Raw genomic sequence first — 19,469 nt, forward strand, 5'->3', positions numbered from 1 at the left:
CATGCTTCGTTGGAATGAGGAATCTTCACAAGTACAAGCAGCGGCGCTAATGCGCCCTGCGGTTTCTGCCAGCGCAAAGGTTGAAGCAATATGCCAAACAATTATGAGCGATGTTAAAGAGCAAGGCGATAAAGCCTTACTTGATATGGCTAAAAAGTTTGATAATAGAGCTAACCCTCGTTTACGTGTACCGCTTGATGAAATAAACGCATCAGAGCAAGCACTAAGCGCAGAGCTTAAATACGCAATTGACACCGCTTATGCAAACGTTAAACGTTTCCACGAAGCGCAATTGCCTAAAGATATTAAGTTATCAACCCAACCTGGCGTTGAATGTGAACTGAAATATCAGGCCATCGAAGCTGTGGGTATTTATGTACCAGGTGGCAGTGCTCCACTGCCATCATCGGTTATTATGCAAGGTGTACTTGCACAATTAAGTGGTGCTAAAACCGTTGTACTTGCAACCCCTGTTCAAGGTAATGAACGTATTAACCCTGCCATTTTATATGCTGCAAAACTGTGTGGTATCACAACTTTAATTGAAAGTGGTGGCGCAGGTGCTATAGCCGCAATGGCCTACGGCAGTGAATCAGTGCCTAAAGTGAACAAAATTTTTGGCCCAGGTAATAGTTTTGTAACGATGGCAAAACAGCTTGTTGCGCAAACAATTCCTGGTATGGCAATCGATATGCCAGCAGGCCCATCAGAAGTATTAGTGATTGCAGATGAGCGTGCAAACCCAGAATTTATAGCAGCAGATTTACTCTCGCAAGCTGAGCACGGCGCAGACTCACAAGTTATTTTATTGTGCAACAGCGAAAGTATCATCGAGCAAACGCAGCAGGCGCTTACACGCCAACTTGCAAACTTAAGCCGAAAAGAGACTGCCGAGCAAGCACTGGCTAATTCATCACTTATTTTAGTGGACTCTGTTGAGCAAGCATTTGAGGTATCAGCGCAATATGGCCCTGAGCACTTAATTTTGCAATTAGCAGATTCAACACCTTATTTAGATAAAGTAAAAAATGCAGGCTCGGTATTTGTTGGCGACTACACGCCAGAATCAGCGGGCGATTACGCATCGGGTACTAACCACGTGTTACCTACCTACGGTTACAGTGCAACGTATTCAAGCTTAAACTTGCTTGATTTTTTCCGCACTTACACTGTGCAAACTATTAGCAAAAGTGGCTTAACACAGCTATCAAAAGCTATTTTACCATTAGCAGATGCAGAAGGCCTTGATGCACACGCAAATGCGGTTTCAATTCGTTTAGAGGCAATTAAAAATGAGCAATGAGAGCGCACAAGCGACAAGCTTATTACCACAAAATATTGCAGCACTTGCTGCCTACAGCTCTGCTAAAAGTGAAAAGCTAACAGGGTCAACGTGGTTAAATGCCAATGAAAGCCCGTACGCTAAAAATATTGAACTGAGTATTGAAGATTTAAATCGCTACCCAGATCCACAACCGCAATTGGTTATTGACCGCTATGCTGCGTATGCAGAGCTTGAAAGCGAAAACGTATTAATGACGCGCGGCGCCGATGAAGGCATTGAGCTTTTAGTACGTACCTACTGCGAACCTGCAAAAGACAGCATTGCGTTATTTTTGCCAACCTACGGTATGTACAAAGTAACCGCTGATACCCATAACGTTGCAATCAATGGCTTAACCCAAGCGCTATTACTTGATGGCAGTGTTGATGAAATAGTTGAGGCAGTGGGCAGCTCAAAACTGGTGTTTATTTGTAATCCAAATAACCCAACGGGTAGTTTAACACCGCTTAATAAAGTAAAAGCAATTGCAACAGCGCTTACAGGTAAGGCTCTTGTTATAGTTGATGAAGCCTATATTGAGTTTTGCCCAGAGCAAAGCGCCACCGCACTTATAAATGAATTTAATAATGTAGTGGTACTGCGCACCTTATCAAAAGCGTTTGCGCTTGCAGGCCTTAGAACCGGTTTTACACTTGCACAAGAAAGTGTACTTGCGCCAATTCGCAAAGTAATTGCGCCGTATCCGGTATCGGGTGTGGTGGCAAGTATTGCAGCGCAAGCAATTGCACCTGATGCAATTACATCAATGCGCCGCCAAGTGACTATTTTAAATAGCTTAAAAGCTAAGCTGGTAGATTGGCTAAACGCCTCCCCTGCAGCATTAAAAATTCTCACTGGTGAAGGTAACTTTGTTACCTTAAAATTAGCCAACAAAAACTCCTTTAAAGTAGCACTTGAGCAAGGTTTAGTAATGCGCGCGTTTACCCTATACGGTGAAGACGATTGGCTACGAATTTCAATTGGTAGTGAACAAGAGCTAGAACAAGTAAAAATTTGGTTAGATGGCTTACAAACGCCAGCTACCACAGCACCATTAGCAGGAAACGAAGTATCATGAGTAACCCCTATTTATTTATTGACCGTGACGGCACCATAATTGAAGAGCCAATCACCGACAAACAGGTAGACAGCCTTGAAAAGCTTGCCTTTTTACCTGGTGTTATCCCGGCTTTATTACAGTTACAAGCCGCAGGGTACCGCTTAGTAATGGTATCGAATCAGGATGGCTTAGGCACAGACAGCTTCCCGACTGCTGACTTTGATATAGCACAAGATAAAATGATGGACATAATGCAAAGCCAAGGTATTAGCTTTGATGAAGTATTAATTTGTCCACATTTTGACGAGCAAAACTGCGATTGCCGTAAACCTAAAACAGGTTTATTAACTGAGCTTATGCGCTCTGGCAAAGTTGATTTAGCACGTTCATATGTAATTGGCGATCGCCAAACAGATATTGGCCTTGCTCAAAACTTATGTTGTGAAGGCATTTTGTATGATGGCAGCTGGCCTGCCATTGTTACAAAGCTTACAACTGCCAATCGCGAAGGCCGTGTTACGCGTAACACCAAAGAAACCCAAATTGATGTAGCCATAAATCTAGATCAAACTAAAAACGGTAGCATTGAAACAGGCCTTGGCTTTTTTGATCATATGCTTGATCAAATTCGCACCCACGCCAACATTGGTTTAAACATAAAAGCCAAAGGCGATTTACACATAGACGAGCACCACCTTGTTGAAGACATAGGTATTGCCCTAGGTGTTGCGCTTAAACAAGCGCTTGGCACTAAATCGCAAATAGCGCGATATGGATTTGCACTGCCAATGGATGAGTGTAAAGCAGAGGCACAAATTGATTTATCGGGTCGTGCATCGTTTGTATTAAACGCCAACTTTAGCCGCGAAAAAGCCGGCGATTTAGACGTGCAAATGGTTGAGCACTTTTTCAAAAGCTTAAGCGATAATGCCGCTATTAGCCTTATTTTATCGGTGAGCGACGGTAACTGTCATCACCAAGTAGAAGGCTTATTTAAAGCGTTTTCACGCGCCCTTCGTATGGCAATAGCACAAGACACGAGCCAACAAACAGCCAGCTCTAAGGGATGTTTATGATTGCCATAATTAATACAGGTTGTGCCAATATAAATTCAGTACGTTTTGCTTTTGAACGCTTAGGGCAAACGCCAACAGTCATTACCTCACCAGAGCAATTAACCGGTTTTGAGCGTGCAATATTACCAGGTGTTGGCCATGCATCAGTTGCCATGAAGCGCCTAGTAGATAACGGTTGGCAACAAGCTATAAACGAATACCAGCGCCCGCTTATGGGTATTTGTTTAGGTATGCAGTTACTGTGCGAAAGCACCGAAGAAGGTAATGTACAGTGCCTAGGTAAAATACCAGGGCAAGTAAAAGCCCTCGATGTAGGCAACTTAACGTCGCCGCATATGGGTTGGAATAACTTAAGCGTAAATAAAGAGCATGCACTTACTAAAGGGCTAACACAAGACGAGCAAGTGTACTTTGTACATAGCTTTGCTCACACCGTAAACGATGCAACACTTGTAAGCGGCGAATACGGCCAAACCTTTTCAGCTATTGTCGCTAAAGACAACTACGCTGGTATGCAATTTCACCCAGAGCGCAGTGCAAAAGTAGGCACACGTTTATTACAAAATTTTGTTGATTGGCAGTTATAAACTGCCCATTAACCAACAATAAAGAGATTATTTGTGATTATTCCAGCATTAGACGTATTACAAAATCAAATTGTTCGTTTATACCAAGGTAAATACGACACCGCTCAGTTTTACCCTTTTGAGCTTGGCGCGCGTTTAAAAGAGTACGCCGACAGCGGCGCAGGTAAACTGCACCTTGTTGATTTAGAAGGTGCACGCGATCCAAGTAAAAAACAGTGGCAACACATTCAAGCCGCAACCAAAGCACTTAACGTACCCTATCAAGTCGGCGGCGGTATTCGCTCAGAGCAAGATGTAAGTGATTGGCTAAAAGCCGGTGCTAACCAAGTTGTTATTGGTTCAATGGCGGTAGAAAAACGCGAACAAGTAAAAGCCTGGATTGAACAATTTGGCGCCGAGCACTTTGTTATCGCCCTTGATGTAAATAAAACAGCCACTGGCTGGGCACCTGCTACGCACGGTTGGTTAAGTGAATCTGAGTTTGGTTTACTTGAGCTTGTTGATTTTTATGTAAGCTTGGGCGTTATTGATTTTTTATGTACGGACATCAGTAAGGATGGCACCATGACAGGTCCATCGTTTGAGCTTTACGAAGACTTAACTCGTCACAACAGCACTATTAAAGTGCAAGCTTCTGGTGGCGTAAGTTCACTTGATGACATTAAGAAACTTAAAGAGCTTGGCGTAGGCGGCGTTATTTTAGGTAAGTCACTACTTGATGGCGCATTTAGTGTTGAGGAGGCGTTGGCATGTTATCAAAACGCATAATCCCGTGTTTAGATGTAAAAGACGGCCAAGTAGTAAAAGGCGTTAAATTTAAAGGCCACGAAATAGTGGGCGATATTTTAACAATGGCAAAAGCATACAGCGATGCCGGCGCCGATGAACTGGTTTTTTACGAAATCAGCGCAAGTGTTGAAAAACGCCTACTTGATGTAAATTGGGTAGAGAGCATTGCCCGCCATATTGATATTCCATTTTGTGTGGCTGGCGGTATTAAATCGGTAGCTGATGCAGCACGTGTACTAGAGCGTGGCGCTGACAAAATAAGTATTAACAGCCCCGCTATTGCCCGCCCGGAGCTTATAAAAGAGCTACATGATGAATTTGGTAAGCAATGTGTTGTTGTAGGTATTGATAGCTTTTACGATGAAGTGACCGGCGAATACTTAGTGTATCAATTAACCGGCGATCCTAATGCATCAAGCCGTACACGTTATAAAACCGAGGAATGGGTTAAACGCGTACAAGACTTAGGCGCAGGCGAAATTGTTTTAAACTGTATGAATCAAGATGGCGTACGTAACGGTTACGACTACGAGCAGCTAAGTAAAATGCGCGCATTATGTAATATTCCTTTAATCGCATCTGGTGGTGCAGGCAGTATGCAAGACTTTGTTGACGTATTTAAACAAAGCGAAGTCGATGGCGCATTAGCAGCAAGCGTTTTTCACAAAAATGTGATTAACATTGGCGAATTAAAACAATTTTTAACTGATAACCAAGTGGCAGCAAGACTATGCAAGTAACACAACAAAACCAAACTCAAGTAGATTTTGCTAAAAGCGAAATGATCCCTGCGATTGTTCAAGATGCTCGCTCTGGTGTTATTTTAATGCAAGGATTTATGAACAGCGAAGCGTTAAAAGTTACGCTTGAGAGCAATAAAGTGACCTTTTATTCGCGTTCTAAATCGCGTTTATGGACTAAAGGCGAGTCATCAAAAAACTACTTAAACGTGGTATCGGTTCATACTGATTGTGACTACGACTCAATTTTAGTACTGGCTAATCCAGAAGGCCCAACGTGTCACTTAGGCACACAAAGCTGCTTTGGCGATGACGCTAAACCTAGCCTGAGCTTTTTAGCGCAATTAGAAGATGTGATTGTTGAGCGTAAAAATGATGACCCATCAAAAAGCTACACCGCTTCATTGTTTGCTAAAGACTTAAGCCGCAGCTGTCAAAAAGTAGGTGAAGAAGGCGTAGAAGTAGCGCTTGCTGCAATGAAACACGATAACGATGAGCTAACTAATGAATCAGCTGATTTAATTTATCACCTTACTGTATTGCTTCAACGCCAAGGCTTAGCCCTAGAAGACGTTGTAAAATGCTTGCAAGGTCGCCATAAATAATACAGCGGCTTTATTTAGCGCATTAAAAGGCTCATATTTATGGGCCTTTTTTAGTTATGGTATTTATTTTTTTAAATAGGTTGCGTATGGTGCAGCTTAACTAATTCTTTTAGCGTTGCTTATGAATAAATCAATTATCACAGCCATATGCTTATTGGTATTAACAGGCTGTGCAAGCCAAAAAGCCCCTGCGCCTAAACTAGTAAAAACGCAAAGCACATGTAGCCCACTAAACGCATTACTTAATGCGCACACTAATGGCTTTAATGCAGTAAAAGCAAATAATGTGGGAAATGATTTTATAAACCAGTGGCATGCTAATACCCATTTTATAGGCAATACTTGCACCATTACTCAACATAATAAGCAGTTTAGTTATCAATGCACGAGTGAAAATAAACAAGCCAATGCTACACATCTACATATACAAACAGTGGATAAAATACGTCAATGTTTAGCATCACAAGGCTGGTACGAAAATACCAAAGAGTCAGCAACCTCAATGAGTAGTAACTTTGTTTTGGATGAAGCTCATCCAGTTATCACCTTATTTACCTCTCAAAGCAAAGCGCGCTATATTACCCGTTTTGAAATTGCTCCACCGCTAGGAAATTAAATGCAAAAACCCCCACACTCAAACACCAAGTTAAAAACAGACTGTTTAGGCATATGTGAGCGCCGCAGCGGTTATTGCACTGGCTGCGGGCGAACTAATGAAGAAATATTTGATTGGATCATCCTCAGCCAAGAAGAAAAAATCGCCATTTTAGCGCAGCCTCGCGCTGACTTAAAAAAGCCATAAATTTGCCACTTGCGTGTAACAGGCCCCCTTTAGTATTACTAAAAAAAGTATGGGGTGATCATCATGGCGGCATTATTTGTAATAAACTTAGCGCGCTCAACGCAGCGACTAGCAAATACTCAAATGCAACTTGCACGGGTTAACTTGCCATTTGAACGTATTGACGCCGTAGATGGCGCACAATTGAGTACAGAACAAAAGCTCGTACATTACAGCTTACAATTAAACAAACAAAAGTATCACTACCCGCTCAGCAATGGCCAAATTGGCTGCTATTTAAGCCACCGTAAAGCATGGCAAAAGATAGTGGATGAGAAATTAAAATACGCAATTGTACTTGAAGATGATTTTTATATTGATGACAGCATTCATGATGCGATTAAAAATATTGAGCAGCTGAACCAACCCTGGCAACTTATTAAACTCGCCGCGTATGAAAACCGCACCCGCCCTATTGCCTATCAGCAAAATCTAAATAACCACCAGCAATTAGTAATACATAAAAAACTAATGACTGGCTGTTGTGCTACGGCAATAAGCTATGAAGGGGCTAAGCAATTGCTTAAAGCCACAGCTAAATTTGGCCGCCCTGTAGATTGCGACTTACAACATATTTGGGAAACCCACGTGAATGGTTTTTCGCTTATACCATACCCTGTTTCGCAAAATACAGACATACAGAGCGATATTGCAAGCTGCGATTCTAAAACTAAGGTTAATAAAGCATTTTTGAGGCGTAAAGCACAACAAATTAAAAGCTGTATTTTTAATAAGGTTTATACAAGCGCCTTTGTAAAAAAATTTAAACAGAATGAAAAAGGAGCCTCAAAGGCTCCAAGTTTAATTACTCAACGTTTATAACATCCTTAAAAGTTGAGAACTTGGTATGCCCGTTTGCGGTAATAATGCGGGGGTAACTGCAAATACTTCTGGAATTTTACTTTTGATTTCGTTCATTTTTTTTCGGTTATTTTGTTTATCATAAACATAGTATTTAAGGATATTTCCGTATACATCATCTTTTGCATCAACCTGCTCTAGTGTTTTTAATGCCTTATCGTAATCAGCAAGGTAAATGTATGCCAGTGCTAAGTTATCAGCAGAGCCAACATGTAGCTTCCCTTCAAGCTGTTTTGATAAATCTTCAAGTTCTACAACTGCAAGCTCATAACGCCCTAGTTGTATATACGCGGTTGCTAGTGAATTTTTTAAAAAGTAAGGCGGGTTACTACCAGGCTCATACCATTTTTCGTAAGCACTCAGTATATCTTCATATTGCTCAAGTTTAGAGTAAACGTGATCTAGCAGCCTAAAGCTTTGTAGTTTAATTTCTGCTTCTTCAAAACCAGCAAGTTTATCTCTATTTAAGTGCCATTGTTGTATGCCTTGCGCAGCTTGGTTTAAAAGTTCAGGGTTATCACTTTTTGCCCCTGCTGCACTTTTAAGAAGCTGTGCAAGTTGTTGATTATATTCTTCACTTTTAACAGGAGCCTGAGACGTATTATTACTTTGCTGCTTGTTATCTGAACTACCATCTACAATTTGCGCTGCAGCTAAAGCACTAAAAGACATTGCCGCCGCAACCATAACCAAATATTTACTTTTCATTGTTTTTTCCTTGTTTAACATTTTGATCCTCTGAATATTAAAACTCTTAGAATGAGCAATATTCAAAAGTGGGGGGGTAAAAAAGTTAGGCGAGCTTTTAGCACTTTGCTCTTGTAGCAATAAACTAGCTAAATCCAATTGGTATTTACCTTTTAGCTTTTGCATACACAACTCATCACAGCTAAGTTCGAGTTGCTCTCTTGCTAAACCTGTTAACTTTAAGCAAATAGGATTCCACCAAAAAACGCTTTCTATAAAACAAATAAGCCACGTCCAATAAATATCACCTTGTTGTAAATGGGTTACCTCGTGCTGAATGACTGAATCTAATTCTTCACGATTTACCATCGTCGACTCTAACCAAATAACAGGCTTTATTAATCCTGTAGCAAAAGCTGGCTCTGTATGGGTTGTTAGTCTAATTGAATACTGATTATTGATGTGTTTAAGTTCAGGACTAGGCTTTGAGTTAATGTATAAATTTTTTATAAGCTTTACATATAAGCCCATGCGTAATAAAAACAATCCAAAACCAGCTAAAACTAAAACCGTAAAAACAATACTAAGTGATGGCAATAAGTCCCATATACTCATATCGCTTTGTAATTGATCCTTAATTGCTACTTGTTCAGCGTTTGGTATTAATGCTTTAACATCGGGAATCAATTGCGTCACGTTGAATGTGTAACGATTTGCCCCTTCAAATAACGGTAGCTGGGAAAAGTACTGCCAAGGGATAAACCAACATGCCAAGGCAATCATTAAAATGTAAAAATTTAATCGTGCAGGGGCATTTTTTAATCCTTTTACTGTAAGTAAAATACATAAGCTAATGAGCGTGCAAGTTAGTAAATAATCCGTCATTACCCTCTCCTTTAATCTAACTTCTTATTTTTTAAAAGCGTTTGTAAGTATTCTATATCTTCATCATTTAGCTTTTCTTCTTTGATAAAGTGGGCAATTAAACTACGAGAATTACCTTTAAAAAATCGTTGCATAAAACTAGGCATAGCTTGCTCCGATAACGCGTCTTGTGTCACGATTGTTCTAAAAACAATGGCTCGCCCTTCATGTCCACAGCGCTCAATCGCTCCTTTATGTTCTAACCTATCTACAATAGTTTTGACTGTTGTATAGGCTACTTGTTTATCTTTTTGCTTATCAGCTAAAAGCACTTTATGTAGTTGACTCGCAGTACAGGGTTCTTCCTGCCAGAGCAGCTGCATAATATCCATTTCAAAATCACTAAGTTTCATTGTCGCTCCTATTACTACACTTGTAGTGGTACTGTTACAAATGTAGTAGTTAGAAATCTTAGTGTCAATACAAAATTGACATATGAATAAAAAACACACGGTAGAAATATAAAAGCCTTAGGAAGGTTTTAAAATAAAGACATATAAAACAAGTAGGTATAATTATTAATTGATTTTAGAAAAACATAAAAAACGAGAGTATATTTTCAACTAACGCTTTTTATGTTTTAAGCTTTTTATGAAAGGTAGTGAGGTAACTATGCTTTATCGAGCGCTTGGCTCACATCGGCAATAATATCGGCAATATTTTCAATCCCTACCGATAAGCGAATTAAATCACGGCTTACGCCTGCGCTTGCAAGCTCTTCATCATTTAATTGGCGGTGTGTAGTTGACGCAGGATGACAAGCCAGCGATTTAGCATCGCCAATATTAACTAAGCGTAAAATCATGTTTAGTGCATCAATAAAGCGCGTGCCTGCTTCAAGGCCGCCCGCGATACCAAAGCTTAAAATACCGGATGCTTTACCACTGGTAATTTTTTGGCTCATTGCATTATACGGGCTTGATTTAAGCCCTGCGTAATTAACCCAAAGCACTTTTGGATGACTTTCTAAAAACTCTGCTAACTGCTGAGCGTTTTCGCAGTGGCGATCCATCCTTAAGCCTAAAGTTTCAAGGCCAATTAAAATGTCAGATGCATTTTTAGGGGCAAGCGCCGCGCCCGTATTTCTAAGTGGCACGACTCTACAACGTCCAATAAAAGCCGCTTCAGCAAAGGCATCGGTATACACCACGTTGTGATACGACGGGTCAGGCTCGTTCATCATTGCAAAACGTGTGGCATTGGCTTTCCAATCAAATTTACCAGAATCGACAATCATTCCACCAATAGCTGTACCGTGTCCGTTTATATACTTCGTCAGTGAATGAACCACTATATCGGCGCCAAGTTCAAATGGGCGGCATAAATACGGGGTAGCAACGGTATTATCAACAATCAAAGGCACGCCTTTACTGTGTGCAATTTTTGCTAGCCGTTCAATATCAACAATGTTCCCAGCTGGGTTACCAATTGACTCACAAAATACTGCGCGAGTATTATCATCAATGGCCTTTTCAAATGCCGTGAAGTCATCAGCTTTAATCATACGAGCCTCAATACCTTGGCGTGGTAACGTATGAGCAAATAAGTTATATGTACCGCCATATACTTGGCTGGTGCTCACAATATTAGTGCCAACTTCACACAAGCATTGAATGGCATAGGTAATAGCTGCCATACCCGAGGCGACCGCAAGTGCACCAATGCCCCCTTCCATTGCGGCAATACGTTGCTCAAGCACGGCATTAGTTGGATTCATAATACGAGTATAGATATTGCCTGGTACTTTTAAGTCGAATAGATCAGCGCCATGCTGTGTGTTATCGAACGTGTAAGATGAGGTATGGTAAATAGGCACCGCTGCAGATCTAGTGGTTTCTTCAGACTCGTAACCATGGTGCAGTGCTAATGACTCTAATTTCATATTTATATCCTTTAATATTGTGTTTCTTAAACCTAGCATTTTTAGGTTATAAAATGCACATGAAATATATTTAAGGGTGTTGAACTGATTAAATTTAAATACCTCAACCTTTAAAACATAGTAACTGCGAAGCGGGCAGCGGTTTACTAAAGTAGTAACCTTGAATCAGATCGCAGTCTAGCTTAGCAAGTAATTGTTGTTGTGCTGATGTTTCTACGCCTTCAGCGACCACACTTAAGCCTAAACTATGCGACATTGCAATGGTGGCTTTAACTAAGCTGTAGTCTTCTTGGTTTTCGGTAATACCACAGATAAAGCTGCGATCTATCTTTAATACCTCAAACGGGTATTGTCTTAAATAGCTAAGTGATGAGTAACCTGTGCCAAAGTCATCCATTGATAGTTTAATACCTAGCTTATTAAGTGCATGCAAAGACTCTGTAATATTTGTTTGTACACTCATTAGCACACCTTCGGTAATTTCAAGCTCAACATCTTTCGCACTCACGCCAGTTTTTTCTAACGTGCTTTCTATAAAACTTAATAGCTCTGAATCTCTAAACTGGCTTGGTGATAAATTAATAGCCATGCTGTAGTTTTGTTGAGAGCTTGCCTGCCACCGTGTTAAAAATGCTAATGCCTGCTCAATAACAAACTTGCCAATAGGAATAATTAAACCTGTTTGCTCTGCTAACGGAATAAACTCATCGGGCATAACCTTACCAAGCACACTATTGTTCCAGCGTAATAGCGCCTCAGCCCCAATTATTTTAAGTGTTTTAGCATCGCATTTAGGTTGAAAATACAATTCAAATTCGTTTTTTTCTAATGCAACATGCATTTGCTCTTCTATTGCTAAGCGCCTTTTTATGGCGGTATTCATTTCGTTGGTAAAGCAGGCGTAGGTGTTTCTGCCAAGCGCTTTTGCTTGGTACATTGCTGTGTCTGCATGGCGCAATAAATCAGAGGCTGTTACCCCATTATTAGGGTACAAAGCCACGCCAATACTTAACGTTAATAACAATTCGCGACCATCTATTTCAAAGGGATTTCTAAAGCTTTTTAGTAAGCGTGTAACAATCTCATCAACTTGTTTTTTACTTTTCAGATCTGGTTGTAAAATAATGAACTCATCACCTCCTAATCTGCCTACGGTCGCGTTTTCATTAACTATTTGGCTAAGTTTATCCGCAGCGCTAATAAGTAATGAGTCACCAATTTCATGCCCGAGTGTGTCGTTCACTTTTTTAAAGTCATCTAGGTCGATAAAAATAACAGCAGCTAAAGTATTTTTTTCGCTCGCAGTGTTAATCAGCTGAGTAAGTCGTTTTAAAGAATAAAAACGATTAGGAAGTAGCGTTAAGCTATCGTAATAGGCTTGTTTACGTATAAGTTTGTTTGACTCATGCTGCTCTGTTATGTCGCGAATTATCAGCATTACTTGGTCTGAATGATGTAAATAACTCACTCGCGCTTCGAAATACAACACGCCTTTTGGGACTAAAAGTTCATATTCAAAGCATACAATGCCTTTATTAATTAAAAGTTCTTTAATATTTTCTTCAAATATTTTAGCTACGCCTTTAGGTAACACACTAAACATCGACTTATTTAAAAATTGTTCTGGTTGTAAATGAAGGTTGCTCAAATCATTAGCATGATAATCAACTATGGTACCCTCGGGTTTAAGCAAAAAGTACAAATCAGGAATGGCTTCAAATACTTTTTCAAGCATCTGCTGTTTATCCATGGCTTGTGCTTGTGCCTGCTTTACCTCGCTCAAATCTATGTCAATGCAGTACATTTGCTTTACACCATGTTGATTTGTAAACATAACATGGCTTGAAAACACCGTTACATTGCCCCCATTTTGATGAACTAATGTAAGCTCTGCGGCAGGTATCTCTATATCATTTATAAGCCACTCACTATGGGCGGCTATAACCGCATCTTGCATTGGGGGCGGAATAATTAATTCTTCTAGTCTTTTTCCGGTTGCGTACTCTTTTGTATAGCCATAAAGCAGCTCACTGCCTTTATTCCAGTAAATAACGCGGCGCTGCTCATCGTATCCTTGCACAGAAATACTGTGTATCGCATCAAATAACTGATGCAGCGGATCGTTAAGCACAAATTGATGTGAGAGGGACTGAGTGGTTTTTAATGACTTCATTTATACGCAACCTAGAGTCGTTATTAACACAATAATAGGACGTACTCTTAAAATTAGCACTTTTAGGTTGGTTTTTAAGTGATATACCTTTGCATAAGATATAAAAAAAGGAGCAAAAGCTCCTTTAATAAAACGCTATTATGTTAATCAGCTTGCACATTGATGGGGTGCTCTACCCCCATCCATGCTTTAAATAAGGCCCGTTGAGATAAAGTTGCATTTTTATCAGCAACCACCTTTTTAGGTTTATCATAATCTTGCGATAAAACCAGGGTTGTCGATTGAAGTGCATCTCGGCGAATAAAATCAATCGTCACCTTTTCACCCGCTTTAAATACTTCTAAGCTCGATTTTAAATCTTTTCCAACATGCTGCTTGTTAACCGCCACAATTTTATCGTCAGTAGTTAAACCTGCTTGCCATGCTGCGCCTCCTCTGCGCACATGAGTAAGCGTTAATAATTCACCGCTATTTTTTGCAGTGGCATCAATGCTTGCTAGTGGCTTAGCGCTCTCAGGGCGAGTAAGCTTTAAACCAACTTTACCTAATAAAGCATCAAAATCTATATTAGCTGGGGTGCTCACGTTATCGTGCCACCACGTTGTGTAGTCTTCACCTGTGAGCTCTTTTAATATTGCCAGTACATCTTGCTCAGTAAACCCTTGTGGTAACGTGTGCTTATTGTATAAAGCATTGTGTACTTGGCGGTAGTTAACTTTTGCCTGGGTTGTTTCTAATAAATGTATATCTAGCAACATAGAAAGCAATGAGCCTTCTAAATATATATTGGTGCTGTAATTACGCGCGTGGTCGCCGCCTTGGTTTATCCATTTATCAAAGCTTGTTTCGCTGGCACTTTGTACTTCTCGACCTGGTGTTTGTAAGTGACGATTAATCGTTTTACTCATCACTTTAAAAAACTCATCGGTGGTTTCTATGCCTGAGCGCACTAATAGATGATCTTCAAAGTAGCTAGTAGAACCTTCCGAAATCCATAATAAATTTGAGTAGTTCATGTTGGTGTAATCATAAGGCGCCAGCCCTTTAGGGCGGTATGCTTTTACATTCCAGGTATGAATAAACTCATGCGCGGCGGTACTTATAAAGCCTAAATAATCTTCGCGACTACCAAACCGATCTCTTGGGCGCTGTATAATGGTTGAGTTTAAATGCTCAGTTGCTCCGCCGGCACCCGATGTAGCATGGACCATAAATACATAACGCTCATACGGGTAGCTATTCCAAATAACATTACCTGTGGTCACTAATTTTTTTAAATCAGTCAGCATTAGTTGCTCATCGTAGTTGCCTTCGCCCCATATAACTAGCTCGTATTGGCGGCCATCTACTTCAAATTTGTGAAGTTTGTTAATTCCTGTTTCTATTGGTGAGTCTACCAGTACATCGTAATCTGCGGCTTTAAAACTGTGCTTATTACTCGCATTTTCCATGCCTGATACAGAGCGCCACGCTTTAGGCACCTTTAAATCTACGGTAACGGGTTCTTGGCGAAATGATTCACTAAACATGAAAAAGCCAGATGCATCAATGAAGGCATGGCTATCGTCTATGTGGCGTGCACGTTTGCCTAACTCGTTTGCATATACTTGGTAATCAATATTCACGTGTGTTGGCTCAGCTAAATGCACTCGCCATGTGCTGTGATTAATTTTTTCCCATTTTAATGCATTGCCATTGTCGTCTGTGGCCGCAAAGTAACGTACCCCATTGGCTAAATTTAATATTTCGTAGCGACCAGTACGCCATGCAGGCAATTTAACATCGATATGCGATTGCGCCGACTTTGGAAACTCTACACTTACATTACCTAAATGATGTTGTGGCTGTGTAATACTTAAAGAATAATTTACATCGGCTAACGCAGGGGCTGCACAACAGGCCGCTAACATAGACAGGACAAAACGCTTTTTCATAATGACTCAAAGTTACTTATTATTTGAAATAAGCCTAACAAGGCATAAATTAAAAGTGAATTAAAAACGACAAACAACCTAATAGCTCAGTTTACATGCAGGGTCTAAGTAAAAATGCTAAGTTTTTAATTAGATAACTACACTTAATATGATTTTGTTGTAAACTGAAGGTAATGTAATTAATACGATGGCGGTATGCTTAGGTGTCTGAAAACTCTAACGCTGTAGATAAAAAGTTAAAGCAAGCAATTGAAGCAAGGATAGCCATTGAAAATGCGCGTAAGCTCCAAGTTGATACTTTATCAAATCTAACTGCAAAACTGTCTTTAAGCTGTAAAGGGCTTGATATTGAGCTTGATAATAAACTCGCCAAATTTAGAAGTTCGTTAAATAAAGGTGTCGGGTTTGAAGTATTATCGCCTTTAATAGATGACATTTTATTGTTACTGCAAAACCAAGAGGCGTTACAAACAGCCCATCAGCGAGAGCTGTTTTCGAGCGTACAAACAGCCGGTAAGCTTTTACAAAAAACCAAAGGCTTGCCAGACGATACCCGCCGCACCTTAAGACATTTACTCGACCACGAAATTAATAATGTACAGTCTACGCACGATTACATTCCGATTTTAAATCAGCTAATAAACTTTTATCACCATGCTTTACAGAGCAAACTATCAGCCACGGATGAAACAAGCGCTAATGCTTCTCCTCGTATGGCTAAAAAGCTGTTAGAGCTTGCAAATGAGCTAGTGTTAGAGGATGAATCGACTGAACAAATTAAACAAATAAAAAATGCGATTACCGAAAACGATAATGTAGAAGCACTGTTGCAAGCCGCTTTAAATATAATTAGCGTTGTGGTTAAAAATATCAGTAAAGAGCGCCAATCGGCACAAAGCTTTTTAGTCTCACTTAACCAAACATTAGAAGAGTTGCACTCATCAATTGTATCTACCAGCCAGCACTCTAAATCAATGGGTGAAGAGTTCGATACACTAAATAAACGTATTGAAGGAAAAATAAAGCATTTAAACGAGCAAACCCAATCTGCTACGTCTATTTCCTCTTTAAAAGAATTAGTAGACAACGAGCTAAGATCGCTCAGCCAAGACTTTATTGCTAAAGAGCAGCTAGAAAGAAAAGACCGCGAAACGCTGATTGCCAGTTTTGATGAAATTAACCAGCGAATTGGCAGCTTAGAAGGCAAACTAACTAAATATAAAAAACGCCTAAACGAGCAACGCTTTAAAAGTTTACTCGACAGCCTTACAAAACTTCCAAATAGAGCAGCCTTTGATGAACGTTACAACCATGAGCTTCACTTATTTAATGTGCAGGCTTCGGATGTTACCCTAGTAGTTATTGATGTGGATCACTTTAAGTCAATTAATGATAGATTTGGTCATACTGCAGGCGATATAACCTTACAAGTTATTGCAAAGGCGCTGCAAAAATCAGTAAGGCAGTCTGACTTTATAGCCCGCTACGGCGGAGAGGAATTTGTACTACTAATGCCTGGGCTTTCGTTGTTAAACGCAGCGCAGCCGCTTGAAAAACTTAGAAAAGTGATTAAAAATATTCCTTTTAAATTTAGAGAAAAAGAAATAGAAATCACCATTTCGTTAGGCGCTACACAATTTAAAAAAGGCGATACACCGCTCAAAGCATTCGACAGAGCAGATGACGCCCTCTATGAAGCAAAAAAAACGGGTCGGGATCGCCTTTGTATGAGTAAATAATGTCATAATTCTCAATTAGTTTGAGTGCTAAAGTAAATGACATGCAGTTTTTACATTTAAAGCAACAAGGAGAATGCCGATGTTAATACAGTTAAACCCGACTGGGGTTTTAGATTTACTGTCACAATTGGAAGTTGATTTATTAGAGCAATCTTCAGCCAGTGAACGTTATCGACTTTTTAGAAACTGTGCCTTAGCCGTCCTAAACGTAGGCAGCCACACAGATGCTAGTAATGAAATTTACGACAAATACCAAGACTTTGATATACGCCTAGTCAGTCGCGAGCGTGGCATTAAAATTGAGTTAGAAAACCCTCCCGAAACCGCATTTGTTGATGGTGAAATAATTACCGGTATTCACGAGCATATTTTTTCGGTGATCCGCGATATTTTATTTATTTGCCAAAAATACGAAAAAGATCTTAAACAGCAAAAAGCCATTACCCATATGGTATTTGATATGCTTAGAAACGCAGGCGCACTGCGTGTTAACAGTGAACCAAATATGATTGTATGTTGGGGCGGACACTCAATTAACGAAATAGAATATAAATACACTAAGCAAGTAGGTTACGAGCTTGGTTTACGTGGTTTAAATATATGCACTGGCTGCGGCCCAGGTGCGATGAAAGGCCCGATGAAAGGTGCCACTATTGGCCATGCTAAACAGCGCATTAGCGAAAACCGTTATCTTGGTTTAACTGAGCCTAGTATCATTGCCGCAGAGCCGCCAAACCCTATTGTAAATGAGCTGGTAATTTTACCCGATATTGAGAAGCGCCTTGAAGCATTTATTAGAACGGCGCATGCAATTATTATATTTCCTGGTGGTGCAGGTACTGCAGAAGAATTACTTTATTTATTAGGTATTTTGCTGCACCCAGATAACGAAAAACAGTGTTTGCCTGTTATTTTAACCGGCCCTAAAGAAAGCGAAGCGTACTTTAGCGAGTTATGTAAGTTTGTAGAGCTAACATTAGGCAAAGAAGCCCTTGATAAGTTTGAAGTGATCATTGATGATCCTGCGCTAGTAGGGCAAAAATTAAAATCTGCTATGGCAAGTGTGCGTAATTACCGTAAAAGCCAAGGAGATGCCTACTACTTTAACTGGACACTTAAAATCGATAACGATTTTCAGCAACCTTTTGCACCTACGCACGAAAACATGGCCAGTTTAGATTTACACCTAGAACAGCCTAAGCAACATTTAGCGGCTAACCTACGTAGAGCGTTTTCAGGTATTGTTGCTGGCAATGTAAAAGATGAGGGCCTACGCGCCATAAAAGCACACGGACCCTATGTGTTAAGCGGTGAGCCTGAGTTAATGAAAGATATGGATAAACTATTACAGGCATTTGTAGACCAAGGTCGTATGAAGTTACCCGGTAGTAAGTACGTCCCTTGTTATGAAATAAAAGCATGAGTTTGACTATTTGAAACCCCATTTACTTTTAATTGATGCGCTTAATTTAATTAGGCGCATTTACGCAGTTGATGCTAACCAAACACACCATAGTGAAGAGCACATGCTAAAGGCCAGTTGTGCGCGCGTTGCACACGCGTGCAAAAAGCTTTTACAGTCAACAAATGCCACTCACGCTATCGCTGTTTTTGATGGCGATAAAAGCTGGCGCTATCATTTTTATAAGCAATATAAACACTCTAGGGCCCCCATGCCCGACACGCTCAAAAATGCATTGCACAATTTTAAACAAGCTATAGAGCAAACGGGTATCGTTGTATTTGAACCGATTAACGATGAAGCTGACGATATCATAGCCACCTTAGCCGACAAAGCTGCTAAAAATAAAATAAACAGTACTATTGTTTCTACCGATAAGGGATTTTTACCCTTTTTGAACGACTATATTTGTGTGTTCGATTATTTTAAAAAGTGCTACCTAGATAACAACAGCATCGAGCAGCGTTTTGGCATTGAGCAAAGTAAGTTAATTGATTTTTGGGCCTTAGCTGGCGATAAAACTAACGATGTACCCGGCGTTAAGGGCATAGGTACTAAATCGGCTCAACTTATTGTAAATACCTACGAAAATATAGATAAGGCCATAGAAGACGACGTCCTATCAAGCAGTATTCAAAAAAAGTTAGTTGAGCAAAAAGACATGTATGTTATTTCTAAACAATTAGTCACTTTACGTACAGATATACAGCTAGGCTTTAGTTTAAAGCAGCTAAGGTTACATTAGTCGCATGTTGATAGCACTGTTTAAGCTCACAATTTATACT

18 protein-coding genes are annotated in these 19,469 nt (G+C 40.0%); 13 read left to right on the forward strand and 5 right to left on the reverse strand.

Annotated features, from left to right (window positions below; all coding sequences use genetic code 11):
• Position 1 precedes the first annotated feature (1 nt).
• The 10 genes from hisD to CWC17_RS07165 all read left to right on the forward strand — a co-directional run bounded on the left by hisD (position 2) and on the right by CWC17_RS07165 (position 7,844).
• Positions 2 to 1,303: a histidinol dehydrogenase gene (gene hisD / locus CWC17_RS07120; RefSeq protein ID WP_138612460.1), complete on the forward strand. Its 1,302-nt coding sequence runs from the start codon at positions 2 to 4 to the stop codon at positions 1,301 to 1,303.
• Positions 1,293 to 2,402: a histidinol-phosphate transaminase gene (gene hisC, locus CWC17_RS07125; protein ID WP_138612461.1), complete on the forward strand. Its 1,110-nt coding sequence runs from the start codon at positions 1,293 to 1,295 to the stop codon at positions 2,400 to 2,402. The genes hisD and hisC overlap by 11 nt, the downstream gene beginning before the upstream one ends.
• Entirely contained in the window at positions 2,399 to 3,460 is a 1,062-nt protein-coding gene (gene hisB / locus CWC17_RS07130) for a bifunctional histidinol-phosphatase/imidazoleglycerol-phosphate dehydratase HisB (RefSeq protein ID WP_138540014.1), read from the forward strand. Before hisC ends, hisB begins: the two co-directional genes overlap by 4 nt.
• On the forward strand, positions 3,457 to 4,047 hold the full coding sequence (hisH, locus tag CWC17_RS07135) for an imidazole glycerol phosphate synthase subunit HisH (RefSeq protein WP_138540013.1): 591 nt from the start codon (positions 3,457 to 3,459) through the stop codon (positions 4,045 to 4,047). The genes hisB and hisH overlap by 4 nt, the downstream gene beginning before the upstream one ends.
• Before the next feature lie 33 nt (positions 4,048 to 4,080).
• Positions 4,081 to 4,815, forward strand: a complete 735-nt coding sequence (locus CWC17_RS07140) for a 1-(5-phosphoribosyl)-5-[(5-phosphoribosylamino)methylideneamino] imidazole-4-carboxamide isomerase (RefSeq protein ID WP_006793444.1) — start codon at positions 4,081 to 4,083, stop codon at positions 4,813 to 4,815.
• The gene (hisF, locus tag CWC17_RS07145) at positions 4,797 to 5,576 is read left to right on the forward strand and encodes an imidazole glycerol phosphate synthase subunit HisF (protein WP_138612462.1); all 780 of its coding nucleotides are present in this window, start codon (positions 4,797 to 4,799) and stop codon (positions 5,574 to 5,576) included. Before CWC17_RS07140 ends, hisF begins: the two co-directional genes overlap by 19 nt.
• The gene (hisIE, locus tag CWC17_RS07150; protein ID WP_138612463.1) at positions 5,567 to 6,181 is read left to right on the forward strand and encodes a bifunctional phosphoribosyl-AMP cyclohydrolase/phosphoribosyl-ATP diphosphatase HisIE; all 615 of its coding nucleotides are present in this window, start codon (positions 5,567 to 5,569) and stop codon (positions 6,179 to 6,181) included. The genes hisF and hisIE overlap by 10 nt, the downstream gene beginning before the upstream one ends.
• 121 nt (positions 6,182 to 6,302) lie before the next feature.
• Positions 6,303 to 6,797, forward strand: coding sequence for a hypothetical protein (locus CWC17_RS07155; protein ID WP_138540010.1), 495 nt, complete (start codon positions 6,303 to 6,305; stop codon positions 6,795 to 6,797).
• Positions 6,798 to 6,983 (forward strand): DUF1289 domain-containing protein, encoded by a 186-nt coding sequence (locus tag CWC17_RS07160; RefSeq protein WP_138540009.1) that lies wholly within the window; start codon positions 6,798 to 6,800, stop codon positions 6,981 to 6,983.
• 63 nt (positions 6,984 to 7,046) lie between these two features.
• Positions 7,047 to 7,844 (forward strand): glycosyltransferase family 25 protein, encoded by a 798-nt coding sequence (locus CWC17_RS07165; RefSeq protein WP_138612464.1) that lies wholly within the window; start codon positions 7,047 to 7,049, stop codon positions 7,842 to 7,844.
• On the opposite strand, the gene CWC17_RS07170 is transcribed toward CWC17_RS07165, so the two are convergent.
• The 5 genes from CWC17_RS07170 to CWC17_RS07190 all read right to left on the reverse strand — a co-directional run bounded on the left by CWC17_RS07170 (position 7,839) and on the right by CWC17_RS07190 (position 15,483).
• Entirely contained in the window at positions 7,839 to 9,455 is a 1,617-nt protein-coding gene (locus tag CWC17_RS07170; protein ID WP_138612465.1) for a M56 family metallopeptidase, read from the reverse strand. The genes CWC17_RS07165 and CWC17_RS07170 overlap by 6 nt on opposite strands.
• Before the next feature lie 11 nt (positions 9,456 to 9,466).
• Complete coding sequence (locus CWC17_RS07175) at positions 9,467 to 9,847, reverse strand: BlaI/MecI/CopY family transcriptional regulator (protein WP_055013653.1); 381 nt, start codon at positions 9,845 to 9,847, stop codon at positions 9,467 to 9,469.
• A 257-nt stretch (positions 9,848 to 10,104) separates the two neighbouring features.
• Entirely contained in the window at positions 10,105 to 11,376 is a 1,272-nt protein-coding gene (locus tag CWC17_RS07180) for an O-acetylhomoserine aminocarboxypropyltransferase/cysteine synthase family protein (protein WP_138612466.1), read from the reverse strand.
• Between the two features lie 103 nt (positions 11,377 to 11,479).
• On the reverse strand, positions 11,480 to 13,549 hold the full coding sequence (locus tag CWC17_RS07185) for a sensor domain-containing protein (RefSeq protein WP_138612467.1): 2,070 nt from the start codon (positions 13,547 to 13,549) through the stop codon (positions 11,480 to 11,482).
• Positions 13,550 to 13,692: 143 nt separating this feature from the next.
• Positions 13,693 to 15,483 carry a M61 family metallopeptidase gene (locus tag CWC17_RS07190; protein ID WP_138612468.1) on the reverse strand — a complete coding sequence of 597 codons (1,791 nt, stop codon included), beginning with the start codon at positions 15,481 to 15,483 and terminating at the stop codon, positions 13,693 to 13,695.
• 203 nt (positions 15,484 to 15,686) lie between these two features.
• Here CWC17_RS07190 and CWC17_RS07195 point away from each other — a divergent pair, with 203 nt between their 5' ends.
• The 3 genes from CWC17_RS07195 to xni all read left to right on the forward strand — a co-directional run bounded on the left by CWC17_RS07195 (position 15,687) and on the right by xni (position 19,429).
• The gene (locus CWC17_RS07195) at positions 15,687 to 17,222 is read left to right on the forward strand and encodes a GGDEF domain-containing protein (RefSeq protein ID WP_138612469.1); all 1,536 of its coding nucleotides are present in this window, start codon (positions 15,687 to 15,689) and stop codon (positions 17,220 to 17,222) included.
• Positions 17,223 to 17,301: 79 nt separating this feature from the next.
• Positions 17,302 to 18,645 carry a nucleotide 5'-monophosphate nucleosidase PpnN gene (gene ppnN / locus CWC17_RS07200; RefSeq protein ID WP_055013658.1) on the forward strand — a complete coding sequence of 448 codons (1,344 nt, stop codon included), beginning with the start codon at positions 17,302 to 17,304 and terminating at the stop codon, positions 18,643 to 18,645.
• Between the two features lie 10 nt (positions 18,646 to 18,655).
• The gene (gene xni, locus CWC17_RS07205; RefSeq protein WP_138612470.1) at positions 18,656 to 19,429 is read left to right on the forward strand and encodes a flap endonuclease Xni; all 774 of its coding nucleotides are present in this window, start codon (positions 18,656 to 18,658) and stop codon (positions 19,427 to 19,429) included.
• Positions 19,430 to 19,469 lie beyond the last annotated feature (40 nt).

It is taken from the genome of Pseudoalteromonas sp. S3785, assembly GCF_005887365.1.
GTDB lineage: Bacteria > Pseudomonadota > Gammaproteobacteria > Enterobacterales > Alteromonadaceae > Pseudoalteromonas.